The sequence below is a fragment of the Pseudomonas sp. R5-89-07 genome (assembly GCF_003851685.1).
GTDB lineage: Bacteria > Pseudomonadota > Gammaproteobacteria > Pseudomonadales > Pseudomonadaceae > Aquipseudomonas.
The window spans coordinates 4,123,664-4,137,938 of record NZ_CP027727.1 but is presented as its reverse complement, the minus strand read 5'-3'; the positions used below and the strand labels follow the sequence as shown (position 1 = coordinate 4,137,938).

Here is a 14,275-nt window from a genome sequence, read left to right as displayed (position 1 = left end):
TAACCGATGATTAACCGGGGCTATTCTAGAACGTAGGGATTATCGGGTGTTGCGAAGTTAGCGGCATAATGTGCGCTTAATCCGTGCCTTTTCTAATCACCCGCATCTTTCATGAAGGGTTCAGCATGCACGTACTGGTCTGTGAAGACGACGAACTGATCGCCAGCGGCATTGTGGCCGGCCTCACCGCCCAGGGCTTCACGGTCGAACGCGTGGGCACGGCCGCGGCGGCCAGGGCGATGCTCAGGGCGGCGACCTTCGACATTATGGTGCTCGACCTCGGCCTGCCCGACGAAGACGGCTTGAAACTGCTGCAGCAACAGCGCAGCCAGGGCCTGGAGATTCCGGTGCTGATCCTCACCGCACGCGATTCGGTGACCAACCGTGTCGACGGTTTGCAGGCGGGCGCCGATGATTACCTGCTCAAACCCTTCGACCTGCGCGAACTCGCCGCCCGCCTGCAAACCCTGCTGCGTCGCGTGGCGGGGCGCAGCGTCAACCTGATCGAGCATGGCCGCCTGGCCTATGACCCCAGCAGCCGCGAGACCTTCCTGGGCGGCCAGCCGGTGGACCTGTCGCGCCGTGAACAGGCGCTGTTGCAGGCGTTGCTGCACAACAAGGGCCGTGTGCTCTCCAGTGAGCAACTCAAGGACAGCGTCTACGGGTTCAACGACGAACTGGAAAGCAACGCGCTCAACGTGCACATCCACCATCTGCGGCGCAAATTGGGCAATGGCATCGTCGAAACCGTACGCGGCCTCGGTTATCGCCTGGGCCCGGCCGATGCGGGAGAGGACGCTTCGTGATGAGCCTGCGCCTGCGCCTGACGTTCAAGCTCGGCGCCGCTTTTGTGTTGATCTGGGCCCTGGCGGCGGCCTGGATGCTCAATGACCTGCGCAACCAGATGATGTTTTCCCTTGACCAGCGCCTGGTGGCCTCGGCGCGCATGGTCGCCGGGCTGACCGAACAGATGCCGGGCCTGGCCAGCGTAGGCGCAGGCACCCATTTGCGCACCGAACAACTCAACGTGCCTGGGGGCATGGCCTGCCAGGTCAGTTCCTTGCGCGGTGAAGTCCTGGCGCGCAGCCATACCACGCCGGATGAGGGGCTGGAGTCGCGCAAGAGCGGTTTTCGCGACCAGATGATCGATGGCGTGGGGTGGCGCAGCTTCACCCTGTCCCGTGGTGACCTGCTGATCACCACGGCCGACCGTCAGGTGGAGCGCGAGGCGTTGAACCTGTCGATCCTGCTCGCGGCGTCGGTGCCGGTCGGCGTGGCCTTGCTGGGCTGCCTGTGCCTGCTGTGGCTGGGCATCGGCCAGAGCCTGGTGCCGCTCAATCGCATGCGTGACGCCTTGATGCGCCGCAGCGCCGACTCCCTCGAGCCGTTGCAGATCCACCCGCTGCCCAGTGAACTCAAGCCGCTGCTCGACACCCAGAACCAGCTGTTGCAACGCATCGCCAAGGCCATCGAGCGCGAACGCCGCCTGACCGGCGACGCCGCCCATGAGCTGCGCAGCCCGTTGACGGCGATCAAGACCCACCTGCAAGTGGCCCGCATGACCGAGGGCGCGGCACGTGACCAATCCCTGGCCCACGCCGAGGAAGGTGCCGACCGCTTGCATCGCACCCTGGAGCAACTGTTGCTGCTGGCACGGGTCGAGGGCAGCTTGTCGTTCGATGATGGTTTGCAGTCAAGCGCCGAGGAAGTCGCCAGGCTGGCGATCCAGGATGCCAGCGCCGGCGACAGTTCGCGCATCGACCTGATCCTGGCGGACGAGCTGACCGACACACCGGTGGACATGCCTGTGGGCCTGGCCGTCGCGGCTTTGCGCAACCTGCTGGACAATGCCTTGCGCCATACCCCTGCCGATACGCGTGTGGAACTGAAGGTATTTTCCACCGCTGACAGTGTGGTATTTCGCGTGCGGGACCATGGCCCGCAGATTTCCAGTGAGGACCTGCAATACCTGACCCAACGCTTCTGGCGCAACGGCAGCAGCGAAGGCTGTGGCCTGGGCCTGGCGATCGTTCAAGCGATCGTCCAGCGCTGCTCATGCTCGTTAAAATTCGACAGCCAGGTGGATGGCCTGCGGGTTGAACTGGGTATGCCGTTGCGTCGCTGATCGCTTTTCTGCACGTGCCAAATAGTTACCGCCCGCCTGAGGCTCAAGCCTTCAGGATGGCGGTAATTTTTTTGCGCTTGAAAGGGCCGAATGATTCGGCCCGTACTGAAAAGGACGGATCTTATGTTGGTCATCGATACCAGTTTCCCTGCCAGGGATTTCAACGAACGTAACGGCGAGCCCGTGGGGCAGGTGATCCTGCATTACACTGCGGCACCCTTTGCATCGTCCTTGCGCACGCTGACGCAGAACGGGGTCAGCGCTCACTACCTGCTGCCCGATCCCGATGAGCCCGCTTACCGCGCCGCCGGCTATGACGAACTGCGCGTGTTTCGCCTGGTGCCCGAGGACAAGCGCGCCTGGCATGCCGGGGCGAGTCATTGGGACGGGCGAGATAACCTCAATAGCCGTGCGATTGGCATCGAAATCGTCAACCTGGCGCGCGATGACCAAGGCGTGTTTACCTTCCCGGCGTATCGCGAGGAACAGGTGCAGGTTTTGATTGCGCTGGTGCGCGACATTCTCGAGCGATACGCGCACATCTGCCCGGTCGATGTTCTCGGGCATTCGGATGTGGCGTACTGGCGCAAGAGCGACCCGGGGCCCCGGCTGCCCTGGCGGCGCCTGCATGAAGCCGGGATAGGGGCCTGGTTTGACGAGGCGACCCGCGCGATGTACCAGCGCCGGTTTTGCCTGGGGTTGCCGCCGGAAGTTGAGGTAGAGCGGGCATTCCAGCGTTATGGATACAAACCGGCATGGAATCGCCAGGCCTTCGAACAGCGCACTCGAGCGTTTCAAATGCACTTCCGGGCGCGCGATTACAGTGGGCTTCTGGACGCCGAGACCTGCGCGATCCTGTACGCGCTGAATGAAAAATACCGCGGGCTTTAAGCCAAACACCCCTCAAATGTGGGAGGGGCTTGCCCCCGATAGCAGTGTGTCAGCTAAACATTGGCTGGCTGATACACCGCAATCGGGGGCAAGCCCCCTCCCACATTTTGATCTGTATACAGCGGTAAGTCCGAGCAAACCCCTAAATCCCCTCGAGCCTGATGCGTCTTCAGAACATGAAATCCGTGCGCGTTCCTCACCCCCCACGGATGACCCCCATCACCCGCGTATTGAGGGATCGAGAGATGTCAGTCGCCACCAGCCCCATCGAAGCCGCGCCTGTGCACGTCAGCGAAACGCTCTACCAGTTCGACGACAGCCCATTGCTGGCCCGCCAGCGCCAGCAGGAGTCCAACGCCCGCAGTTACCCTCGGCGCATTCCCCTGGCGCTCAAGCGGGCCAAGGGTATCTACGTCGAAGATGTGGAAGGCCGCCGTTTCATCGATTGCCTGGCCGGCGCCGGCACCCTGGCGCTCGGCCATAACCACCCGGTGGTGATCCAGGCCATTCAACAGGTCTTGAGCGATGAGTTGCCGTTGCACACCCTGGACCTGACCACGCCGGTCAAGGATCAGTTCGTGCAAGACCTGTTCGGCCTGTTGCCGCCGCAATTGGCGCGAGAAGCGAAAATCCAGTTCTGCGGCCCCACCGGTACCGATGCGGTGGAAGCGGCCCTGAAGCTGGTGCGCACCGCCACCGGGCGCAGTACGGTGTTGTCGTTCCAGGGTGGGTATCACGGCATGAGCCAGGGCGCGTTGAGCCTGATGGGCAGCCTCGGGCCGAAGAAGCCTTTGGGCGCATTACTCGGCAATGGCGTGCAGTTTCTGCCCTTCCCCTACGACTACCGTTGCCCGTTTGGCCTGGGTGGTGCAGAGGGCGTGCGGGTCAACCTGCATTACCTGGAAAATCTGCTCAACGATCCGGAAGCCGGCGTGTTGCCGCCAGCGGCGGTGATCGTTGAAGTGGTGCAGGGCGAGGGCGGCGTGGTTCCGGCGGACCTCGATTGGCTGCGCGGCCTGCGGCGTATCACCGAACAGGCGGGTGTCGCGCTGATCGTCGATGAAATCCAGAGCGGTTTTGGTCGCACCGGCAAGATGTTCGCCTTCGAGCACGCCGGTATCATCCCGGACGTGGTGGTGATGTCCAAGGCCATCGGCGGCAGCCTGCCGCTGGCGGTGGTGGTGTACCGCGACTGGCTCGACACCTGGCTGCCGGGTGCCCATGCCGGGACCTTCCGCGGCAATCAAATGGCAATGGCGGCCGGTTCCGCGGTGATGCGCTACCTCAAGGAACACGACCTGGCCGGGCATGCGGCGGTGATGGGCGAGCGCCTGGGCGAACACCTGCGCCTACTGCAGCGCGACTTCCCACAACTGGGGGATATTCGCGGGCGTGGGCTGATGCTCGGCGTGGAGCTGGTAGACCTGGATGGCACGCGCGACATCCAGGGCCACCCGCCCGTGCATCGTCAGCTCGCGCCGCTGGTGCAACGTGAATGCCTCAAGCGCGGCCTGATTCTCGAGCTGGGCGGTCGGCATGGCAGCGTGGTGCGCTTCCTGCCGCCGCTGGTGATCACCGCCGCTGAGGTCGACCAGGTCGCCGAGATCTTCGGGCGCGCCTTGGCGGCGGCGCTCGCCGGGCTCTAATTTTTCTGGCCCTTGGTACGTTTCTACAGATATCAGTGCGGCGCATGGTGCGCCGCCAGCCTTTGGACGACGGAGAACAGCAATGACCTCAGTATTTGACCGCGACGACATCCTGTTTCAGGTAGTGGTCAACCACGAAGAGCAATACTCGATCTGGCCCGACTACAAGGCTGTGCCGGACGGCTGGCGCACCGTGGGCAAGAGCGGCTTCAAGAAAGAGTGCCTGGCCTATATCGAAGAGACCTGGACAGATATGCGCCCGCTGAGCCTGCGTCAAAAAATGGATGGCGCGGCAATCGCCTGAACACCATGGATTCAATGTGGGAGGGGGCAAGCCCCCGATAGCGGTCTGTCAGTCAGCTTATTTTCAGCTGACCCACCGCCATCGGGGGCAAGCCCCCTCCCACATTTGGACAGTGCTGCCTTCTAGAGGCTCTTCTCTTTCTCCAATGCGCCAGATGCGCTCGTCACCACCTGCACACTCAAGCGCGGTGTCGCCAGGTCCAGCCCGGCTTCATCCAGATGCCGCTTGAGTGACAGGTTGAACGCCCGCGACACTTCCCACTGCTTGATCGGCGCCGTCTTGAACCGCGCGCGCAGGATGGCGCTGCCTGATTCGAAACTCTCCACGCCCTGGATCTCCAGCGGCGACCAGATATTGCGGCGTTGCAGGGGGTCATTGCGCATGGCATGGCCGACATCGCGCATCAGCTTGATCGCGTCGTCGATCTCCATGTTGTAGGGGATCGCCACGCGGAAGATCGCGTAGCCGAATTCGCGCGAGTAGTTCTTGATGCTCTTGATTTCGCTGAAGGGAATGGTGTGCACGATGCCGTCGATATCGCGCAGGCGCACGGTGCGGATGGTCAGCCCTTCGACGGTGCCGAGGTGACCGCCGACGTCCACGTAGTCATCGATGGCCAGGGAGTCTTCGATAATGATGAACAGGCCGGTGATCAAGTCGGCCACCAGCGACTGCGCACCGAAACCGATCGCCAGGCCGATCACACCGGCACCGGCCAGCAGTGGCGTGACGTTCATGCCCATGTTCGCCAGGGCGACGATGGCGGCGATGATAAAGATGGTGATGAACAGCACGTTGCGGATCAACGGCATCATGGTTTGCGCACGCGCGTTGGCCAGGCCTTTGCGCGAGCGGGTCAGGGCGTGGTGGATCGCGGTGTCGCTGAGGATCCAGATCAGCCAGGCAAACAGCAAGGTGCCGCCGAGGCTGAACAGCTTGACGCTGATTTCATGGCCGTCGCCTTCGGTAAAGCGAATCAGCGACAGGCCCCACACGCGCAGGCCCAGTTCAATGAACACCAGCCACACCAGCAGGTGCGCCAGGGTGTAGACGAAGCTTTTCAGGCGGTCGGAGTACAGTGCATGGCGCTTGTGCCCGCGTTGCGGTTTGAGCGCGTGGCGCCGCACCAGCCCGTTGATCACCATGCACAACACCAACAGCACCGTGCACAGCAGCGATTGGCGCAGGGCGGTGCTGGTGTCGCCGGCGGACAGAAAGGTGGCGAACAGCGAAATGCCCACCAGCAACAGCGCCGGCAAGTACCAGAAGGTGCCGATAATCGACAGGGTATCGGTGAGGGCGCGACGCGTCAGGCGACGCGACAGCGGCTGGTTGCGGATCAGGTGGGCAATCGGTCGACGGAACCGTAGGATAAATACCCCCGTGGACAGCGCCGCCATCACATTCGCTACGGTGGCGGCCGTGTGTGCCAGGTGCTGGCCGAGCGCCGCGACCAGCCGTGGGTCGCTCAAGGCTTCGCCAAAGGCGGCAAAACTGCCGATCCACCACAGTGGGCGGAAGGCCTGATGACGCAGGATATACAGGGCGCGGTGGCGATGCGGGCCGTCCAGCAGGGAAAAGGCAATCACGCAGATTGCCGAGAAACAGGTACCCACGACCAGGGCGTAAGCCAGCACCATCGCCAGGGACTTGCCCAGCGACGATGGCAGCGCGTAGCTCAGGTAAACCGTGATCACCAGGGCGATCAACCACGGGCCCAGCTTGCGCAGGGCGAAGCGCAGCATGTCCCAGGTGCGTGGGTGTTGCGGCAGCTCCTCGGGCAGGCCGAAGCGTTCGCGTACGCGATGGCTGAGCCAGATCAGCGCGGCGGCCAACAGGCTCCACACCGCCAGGATCACCGCAAAACCGAAGATGATCGGCAACCATTCGCTGGCCGGCAGCATCAGCGCACTGAGTTCATCCTTGGCCAGGTCGACCTCATTGGACCAGCGACCCAGCGGGCTGTCGGCGCCTGAGAATTGTTGTTCAAAGCCCGACAGCGTACTGCCGATCAGGCCCAGCACACCGAGTTCGGCAGCCGGTTGGGCCTTTTGCGTGGCGGCGCGCAGTTTCTTCAGGTCGCTCAACAACTGGGTGCGCTGCTGGTCGTTCTCCAGGGTCTTGATCACCTCGTCCAGCGACTGCCCCAAGGGCACCTCGGCCTGGGGTTGGGCCTTGGTGGAGCTGCCCAGCATACCGGGCAAACCCACGGCTTGGGCTGACGTCAGCGGCAGCAGCGTGAGCAGAGTAATGAGCAGGTAGCAGGGCAGGGCAAACAGGCGGGAAAGCACGAGGCGGTCAACCTTGAAAACGACGAATTGACCGAGTGTACGAGGCCGCTATGCCAGATGCGAGCGCATTTGTCATTCCGCCAGTTTGGCAAGGATCTTGTACACCACGGTACCCAGGATCAGCAGCATGCCGACCCACATGCCGAATACGCCAAGGGGCTTGTCGCGAAAGTTGAAGCCGACGGCGAGCATGATCATGCCGATCAGGATAGGGATAAGCATGGCGTGGAAGGAGGACATGGAGATCATGGTGCGACGGCCTTGTCAGAGTGGGAATACTGACAAGTCTAGGTCGGATTATGGGAAATGCAGGTGATATGGATCAGGTGAACACATAACCAATGTGGGAGGGGGCTTGCCCCCGATGGCAGAGTGTCAGTCAATGTATTTTTGTCTGAAGCACAGCAATCGGGGGCAAGCCCCCTCCCACATTTTTGAGCGCATTCGGTCCTGAGATCAGGGCAGATCGCGGCTGGCGTAAAACGCGCCCAATACCTTGACCAGATGCGCCAAGTCATGACTGCCACACAGTTCACGAATCGAATGCATGGCAAACGTCGGCAGGCCGATGTCTACGGTGCGCACGCCCAGGTGGCTGGCGGTGATCGGGCCGATCGTCGAGCCACAGCCCATGTCGCTGCGCACCACAAAGCTTTGCACCGGTACTTCCTGGGCCATGCACAGGTGGCGGAAGAACCCTGCGGTTTCGCTGTTGGTGGCGTAGCGCTGGTTGCTGTTGACCTTGATCACCGGGCCGGCGTTGAGCTTGGGGCCGTGGTTGGCGTCGTGTTTCTCGGCATAGTTGGGGTGCACGCCATGGGCGTTGTCCGCGGACACCAACAGGGATTTCTGAATGGTGCGTACGAACTCTTCACCTTCCGGCAGCAAACGGCGCAGGGTCTGTTCCAGCATCGGGCCATCGGCGCCGCAAGCCGAGCAGGAGCCGACTTCTTCATGGTCGTTGCACACCAGCACGCAGGTTTCATCGGTGTCGCTGGTGAGCAGGGCTTGCAGCCCGGCGTAGCACGACAGCAGGTTGTCCAGGCGTGCCCCGGCGATGAAGTCGCCATTGAGGCCAATCACCGCAGCGCTTTGGGTGTCGTAGAAGCTCAGCTCGTAATCGAGCACCACATCGGCATTCAGCCCATGCTCGCGAGCCAGTTGTTCGGTGAGTACGGCGCGAAAGTCCACGCGCTCGTCACCGGCAAATTGCGCGAGGATTGGCGGCAGTTCGGTCTGGGCATTGATCGCCCAGCCCTGGTTGGCTTCACGGTTGAGGTGAATGGCCAGGTTGGGAATGATGGCGATCGGCAGCTTGAAGTCGATCAGCTGGCTTTCGACCTTGCCATCACGACGGAACGTGACGCGGCCGGCCAGGGACAGGTCGCGGTCGAACCACGGGGCCAGCAATGCACCACCGTAAACTTCCACGCCCAACTGCCAGAAACCCTGGCGTTGCAGCTCGGGCTGAGGCTTGACCCGCAGGCACGGGCTGTCGGTGTGGGCGCCGACCATGCGGATGCCGTCCTGCAGTGGCGAATGGCGGCCCAGTTTGAACGCGATGATCGAAGAGTCGTTACGGGTCACGTAATAGCGACCGTTGGCTTCGGTGGCCCAGGTGTCACGCTCGTCGAGACGCTGGTAACCGGCCGCTTCCAGGCGCTGGGCCAGGGCAGCAGTGGCATGAAAAGGAGTGGGGGAGGCCTTGAGGAAGTCGATCAGGCCTTGATTCAACGCTTCGCGCATAAATAGCTCCAGACAGCAATGCGCGGAGTTTACCGTATTGGTTTGACTCGGTGTCTAGAACTCACACAGAACAAAATGTGGGAGGGGGCTTGCCCCCGATTGCGGTGTATCAGTCAGCCAATGTCTTAGCTGACCCACTGCTATCGGGGACAAGCCCCCTCCCACATGTACTGTGTTTACAGCTTTAGAAGGGCGCTGGGCACTCGAAACGCAAGCGCTCGCCGCTTTGCGGATGGGTAAAGCTCAGCATGCTTGCGTGCAGGCACAGGCGCGGCCAGGCGGCGAGGGCTTGTTCATGGGCGTACAGGCCGTCACCGAGCAGCGGATGGCCGATAGACAGCATGTGCACACGCAGTTGGTGCGAGCGCCCAGTGATGGGCGTCAGCTCGACGCGGCACCAGTCGCCGCAACGTTCCAGCACCTTCCAGAAGGTCAGCGCGTGCTTGCCGAATTCGTGGTCCACCACATGGCGTGGCTTGGTCGGCGGGTCATAGCGCAAGGGCAAGTCGATGCTGCCGCTGTCCAGTTCCGGCTGGCCCCAGGCCAACGCGGTGTAGGCCTTTTCCGTTTCGCGGTCATGAAACTGGCGGGACAGTTCGCGGTGGGTGTCCGCGTCACGTGCCAGCAGGATGATGCCCGAGGTTTCCCAGTCCAGGCGATGGACGATGCGGGCTTCGGGGTAGCCGTTTTCCTGCAGGCGGGTGATCAGGCAGTCCTTGTTGTCGTCGGCCCGGCCGGGCACCGAGAGCAGCAGGGTTGGCTTGTTCACCACCAGGACAGCGTCGTCCTGATGCAGGATATGGATATTGGACAGCGGCATTAAACAGCCTCGTAACAAACGCCAACGGCGGCTCGCCCACCCGGTTCCCGCAAGGGGATCAGGTGAGCGAGCCGCCGTGGCGGCCGCCTGTTCGATTAACGATCAGGCAGGGTGATATTGAGTTCCAGAATCGAGCAACTGCCGTCATTTTCCAGGGCGACATGCACGTCATCGTTGCCGATATTGACGTACTTGCGGATCACCTCGACCAGCTCCTTCTGCAAGGCTGGCAGGTAGTCCGGGGTGCTGCGTTGGCCGCGTTCGTGCGCCACGATGATCTGTAGACGCTCTTTCGCGACCGACGCGGTGCTTGGCTTTTTGTTGGCACGAAAGAAGTCGAGAAATTTCATTGTTTAGTTGCCTCCAAAGATACGCTCGAAGAAGCCCTTCTTCTTCACATCGAGGAAGCGGTGTTCCACGGTCTTGCCCAGCAGGCGATCAACCGCATCGCTGTACGCCTGGCCGGCGTCGCTCTGGTCATCGAGAATCACCGGCACGCCCTGGTTGGACGCTTTCAGGACGGCCTGGGACTCGGGAATCACACCCAGCAGGGTCACCGCGAGGATCTCCTTGACGTCTTCAACGCCGAGCATTTCGCCGTTGTTGACGCGCTCGGGGTTGTAGCGGGTCAGCAGCAGGTGTTCCTTGATCGGGTCCTGGCCTTCTTCGGCGCGCTTGGACTTGCTGGCCAGCAGGCCGAGCATACGGTCGGAGTCACGTACCGAGGACACTTCCGGGTTGGTCACGACGATGGCTTCATCGGCGAAGTACATCGCCAGGTGAGCACCGGTTTCGATACCGGCCGGGGAGTCGCACACCACGTATTCGAAGGTTTCTTTCAGCTCGGCAAGAACCTTGCCTACGCCTTCCTTGGTCAGCGCGTCTTTGTCACGGGTCTGGCTGGCGGCCAGCACATACAGGTTCTCAAGGCGCTTGTCCTTGATCAGGGCCTGTTGCAGGTTGGCTTCGCCGTTGACCACGTTGACGAAGTCGTACACTACGCGGCGTTCGCAGCCCATGATCAGGTCGAGGTTACGCAAACCGACGTCGAAGTCGACGATGACTGTCTTGTGGCCGCGCAGAGCGAGGCCGGTACCGATAGCGGCGCTGGTGGTGGTCTTACCCACACCACCCTTGCCGGATGTAACCACGAGAATCTTGGCCAAGGTGTTTCACCCCTAAGGAAAAAGGACTTTCGGTCCCTGAAAAACATCTCTTGAAACCCGCTGCAGGCGGACAGCCTGTGTAGGGGAAAGCCAGGTTTTCCTCAGGGGAAACACCCTACTTCCAAATAGTCCTACGCAAGTATTGCCAGTTTCGCTTTGCTATCAGAGTCTAGAGATGCTTGGAAAATGCGGCAGTATCCGTTAAAGACGGATGATGTTCAACACATCGCCCGACAGGTTGACCTGTACCGAAGCCCCCCACAGTGGATCACGGCGCAAATCTTCGGAAACCTTGTACTGACCCGCGATGGAAACCAGCTCAGCGGTCAACTGCTGGCAGAAAATACGCGCTTTGGTATCACCCTTGATGCCGGCCAGTGCACGTCCGCGCATCGGGCCGTATACATGGATGTTACCGTCGGCGAGAAGTTCCGCGCCGGGGCTGACCGAGGAGACCACCACAAGGTCGCCGCCCTGGGCGTAGATCTGCTGCCCGCCGCGCACCGGCGAGGTGATGATCCTGGTCGGCCTGATCGTCGGTTCAGGTGGTTTTTCCGGTTTTTTCTTCTCTTCGCCGACCAATGGTTCCAGCGGACGCTCGCGTGCACCGGAGGGCGGCAATACTGGCAGTTCAATGGCGATGGCCGCGGCAATATCTTCGATACGGCTGGCGCGAATCGCCAGGGTGCGCAGGCCGTGGGAGCGGCACACGCGCATCAGTCCCGGCAGGTCGATGACGCCTTGGCCGGCCGGGAGTTTGTCCAGGGCCAGCACCAGCGGGGCATTGTTGAAAAAGTTCGGCGCCAGGGCGACCTTGGCGGCCAGTTGGCGGTCGAGGGCGTCGAGGTCATTGCGGGCCAGTTCCAGCACGGTAATGGCGAGCATGCTGCCCTTCAGCTGGAACACGGGATCTTGGTCTAGCGGTTCGGTTTGGCTCATGGTCGGCAAAAGCGGCTTGTCGCGAAAAGTGTCGAGACTTATAACGAGAACACTCACCCGCCGCAAGCCGAGTCGAACCGTTGTAGAATGCGCGGCCCTTGTCTTTACCGGAATCTGTAATGGATCGCCCGCGTTTTCGAGCTGTATTTCTTCACCCGCGTTTTTGGCCGTTATGGCTGGGGCTGGGCCTGCTGTGGCTGGTCACCCAACTGCCGTACCGGGTGCTGCTGACCATTGGTCGCCTGTTGGGCGCGGGCATGTACCGCGTGGCCGGCGAGCGCCGACGCATTGCCGCGCGCAACCTGGAGTTGTGCTTCCCGGAGAAGTCCGCCAAGGAGCGCAAAAGCCTGCTCAAGGAAAATTTTGCTTCCACCGGTATCGCTTTCTTCGAGATGGCCATGAGCTGGTGGTGGCCCAAACCGCGCCTGGCGCGGCTGGCTCATGTGCAGGGGTTGGAGCATCTCACCCAGGCGCAACTGGAAGGCAAGGGCGTGATCCTGATGGCCTTGCACTTCACCACGCTGGAAATCGGCGCCGCCCTGCTCGGGCAAAAGCACACCATCGACGGCATGTACCGCGAACACGGCAACCCGCTGTTCGACTTCATCCAGCGCCGTGGCCGCGAGCGTCACAACCTCGATTCCCTGGCCGTGGAGCGCGACGATGTGCGCGGCATGCTCAAGCTGCTGCGCGCCGGCCGTGCGATCTGGTACGCACCAGACCAGGATTACGGCGCCAAGCAAAGTATCTTCGTGCCGTTGTTCGGCATCCAGGCCGCCACGGTTACCGCCACCAGCAAGTTCGCGCGCCTGGGCAAAGCCTTGGTGGTGCCGTTCACCCAGGAACGCCTTGCCGATGGCAGCGGCTATCGCCTGGTGATTCATGCGCCGCTGACCGATTTCCCCGGCGAGACGGACGAAATCGACTGCCTGCGCATCAACCAATGGGTTGAAGCTTCGATTCGTGAATGCCCCGAGCAATACCTGTGGACTCACCGCCGCTTCAAGAGCCGGCCACCGGGTGAACCCAAGTTGTACGAAAAACGCCGTCGGTAAGACTGACCTTTCCCATATGGAGTGACGCAATGCGCCCAGCTGAACCGGTTACAGGCTTGATTCTTTCCGGCGGCGGGGCGCGAGCGGCGTATCAGGTGGGGGTGTTGGCGGCGATTGCCGAGTTGCTGCCGCCGGGGGCGCCGAATCCGTTTCCGGTGATTGTCGGCACGTCCGCCGGGGCGATCAATGCGGTCACCTTGGCCAGTGGCGCGACTGACTTCCCCGCCGCCATTCAACGCCTCACGGCTTTCTGGCAAGGCTTTCGCAGCCATCTGGTCCTGCGCAGCGACTGGCGGGGAGTGATCCGCCAGGCGAGCCGCTTTCTTATTCATAGCTTGTTGGGCCTGGGCCGGCAGTTCCCGGTGGCGTTGCTCGACAGTTCACCGCTGCGCGATCTGCTGCAAGACAAACTGCACCTGGCGGGGATCGACGACGCTATCCGGCACAAGCATCTGCACGCCGTGGCGGTCACCGCGTTCGGCTATGAATCCGGGCAAGCGGTGACCTTCTACCAAGGCGGCGGCACCATCGCCCCCTGGCTGCGGCATCGGCGGATCGGCGTGCCGACCCAACTCACGGTTGAACACTTGCTGGCCAGTTCTGCGATTCCCTTGCTGTTCGCCCCGGTGAAACTCGACCAGGAGTTTTTCGGTGACGGCGCCGTTCGCCAGTCAGCCCCGATCAGCCCGGCTTTGCACCTGGGCGCGAGTCGCGTGCTGGTGGTAGGCGTCAGCGGTAACCCGCGCGGCAATGAACCCTCGACGCCGCGCACCTACACCGGCCAGGAACCGACCCTCGCGCAAATCGGTGGGCACATGCTCAACAGTACGTTCATTGACAGCCTGGAAAGTGATATCGAATTGCTGGAACGCTTGAATCAATTCAGCCATGCGTCGCCTGGGGTGGCGGCGGTGGATGTGCTGGTGATTGCGCCCAGTCAGCCGATCGACGAAATCGCGGCGCGGCATCGCCAGGAACTGCCGGCGGCGTTGCGTATGTTCTTGCGTGGGCCAGGGGCGACCAAGACGAGCGGGGCGGGCGTGTTGAGTTACTTGTTGTTCGAGGCGGGGTATTGCAGTGAGTTGATTGAGTTGGGGCGCAAAGATGCGTTGGCCAAGCGCGAGGAACTGTCGCGATTCCTCGGCCTAATGCCAGTCAGTTAAGCGAAAGGGGCTCATTGTAGGAGCGAGCTTGCTCGCGAAAAACGTCCAGGCAACGCGTTCAGTCTGAATAAACGCGAGAGCCCTGAGTTCTTCGCGAGCAAGCTCGCTCCTACAAAAAACCTTGATTGA

14 protein-coding genes are annotated in these 14,275 nt (G+C 62.0%); 7 read left to right on the top strand and 7 right to left on the bottom strand.

Going from position 1 to position 14,275, the window contains the following annotated elements; translation table 11 throughout:
- Positions 1–125 precede the first annotated feature (125 nt).
- From C4J94_RS18845 to C4J94_RS18825, 5 genes are all read left to right on the top strand, one after another.
- Entirely contained in the window at positions 126–806 is a 681-nt protein-coding gene (locus C4J94_RS18845) for a response regulator (RefSeq protein WP_124363741.1), read from the top strand.
- Complete coding sequence (locus tag C4J94_RS18840) at positions 806–2,125, top strand: ATP-binding protein (protein ID WP_124387542.1); 1,320 nt, start codon at positions 806–808, stop codon at positions 2,123–2,125. Before C4J94_RS18845 ends, C4J94_RS18840 begins: the two co-directional genes overlap by 1 nt.
- A gap of 123 nt (positions 2,126–2,248) precedes the next feature.
- Positions 2,249–3,016 carry an N-acetylmuramoyl-L-alanine amidase gene (locus tag C4J94_RS18835; RefSeq protein ID WP_124387541.1) on the top strand — a complete coding sequence of 256 codons (768 nt, stop codon included), beginning with the start codon at positions 2,249–2,251 and terminating at the stop codon, positions 3,014–3,016.
- Positions 3,017–3,261: 245 nt separating this feature from the next.
- Positions 3,262–4,662, top strand: coding sequence for an aspartate aminotransferase family protein (locus C4J94_RS18830; protein WP_124387540.1), 1,401 nt, complete (start codon positions 3,262–3,264; stop codon positions 4,660–4,662).
- Positions 4,663–4,744: 82 nt separating this feature from the next.
- Positions 4,745–4,966, top strand: coding sequence for an MbtH family protein (locus tag C4J94_RS18825; RefSeq protein ID WP_124387539.1), 222 nt, complete (start codon positions 4,745–4,747; stop codon positions 4,964–4,966).
- Positions 4,967–5,088: 122 nt separating this feature from the next.
- Here the strand turns inward: C4J94_RS18825 and C4J94_RS18820 are convergent, their stop codons facing one another.
- The 7 genes from C4J94_RS18820 to minC all read right to left on the bottom strand — a co-directional run bounded on the left by C4J94_RS18820 (position 5,089) and on the right by minC (position 11,928).
- Positions 5,089–7,257 (bottom strand): mechanosensitive ion channel family protein, encoded by a 2,169-nt coding sequence (locus tag C4J94_RS18820; protein ID WP_124387538.1) that lies wholly within the window; start codon positions 7,255–7,257, stop codon positions 5,089–5,091.
- 72 nt (positions 7,258–7,329) lie between these two features.
- Complete coding sequence (locus tag C4J94_RS27660) at positions 7,330–7,506, bottom strand: hypothetical protein (RefSeq protein ID WP_016970148.1); 177 nt, start codon at positions 7,504–7,506, stop codon at positions 7,330–7,332.
- A 207-nt stretch (positions 7,507–7,713) separates the two neighbouring features.
- On the bottom strand, positions 7,714–9,003 hold the full coding sequence (locus C4J94_RS18815; protein ID WP_124387537.1) for a M18 family aminopeptidase: 1,290 nt from the start codon (positions 9,001–9,003) through the stop codon (positions 7,714–7,716).
- Between the two features lie 184 nt (positions 9,004–9,187).
- Complete coding sequence (locus tag C4J94_RS18810; RefSeq protein WP_005789965.1) at positions 9,188–9,823, bottom strand: RluA family pseudouridine synthase; 636 nt, start codon at positions 9,821–9,823, stop codon at positions 9,188–9,190.
- Positions 9,824–9,918: 95 nt separating this feature from the next.
- On the bottom strand, positions 9,919–10,173 hold the full coding sequence (gene minE, locus C4J94_RS18805; RefSeq protein WP_003175252.1) for a cell division topological specificity factor MinE: 255 nt from the start codon (positions 10,171–10,173) through the stop codon (positions 9,919–9,921).
- Between the two features lie 3 nt (positions 10,174–10,176).
- Positions 10,177–10,989 carry a septum site-determining protein MinD gene (minD, locus tag C4J94_RS18800; protein WP_003192835.1) on the bottom strand — a complete coding sequence of 271 codons (813 nt, stop codon included), beginning with the start codon at positions 10,987–10,989 and terminating at the stop codon, positions 10,177–10,179.
- 201 nt (positions 10,990–11,190) lie between these two features.
- Positions 11,191–11,928, bottom strand: a complete 738-nt coding sequence (gene minC, locus C4J94_RS18795; protein WP_124387536.1) for a septum site-determining protein MinC — start codon at positions 11,926–11,928, stop codon at positions 11,191–11,193.
- A 119-nt stretch (positions 11,929–12,047) separates the two neighbouring features.
- On the opposite strand from minC, the gene C4J94_RS18790 reads away from it, so the two are divergent.
- Together C4J94_RS18790 and C4J94_RS18785 are read left to right on the top strand one after the other, a co-directional pair.
- A complete protein-coding gene (locus C4J94_RS18790) occupies positions 12,048–12,983 on the top strand; it encodes a lipid A biosynthesis lauroyl acyltransferase (RefSeq protein ID WP_124387535.1) in 936 nt (311 codons plus the stop codon).
- A 29-nt stretch (positions 12,984–13,012) separates the two neighbouring features.
- Positions 13,013–14,146, top strand: coding sequence for a patatin-like phospholipase family protein (locus C4J94_RS18785; protein WP_124387534.1), 1,134 nt, complete (start codon positions 13,013–13,015; stop codon positions 14,144–14,146).
- Positions 14,147–14,275 lie beyond the last annotated feature (129 nt).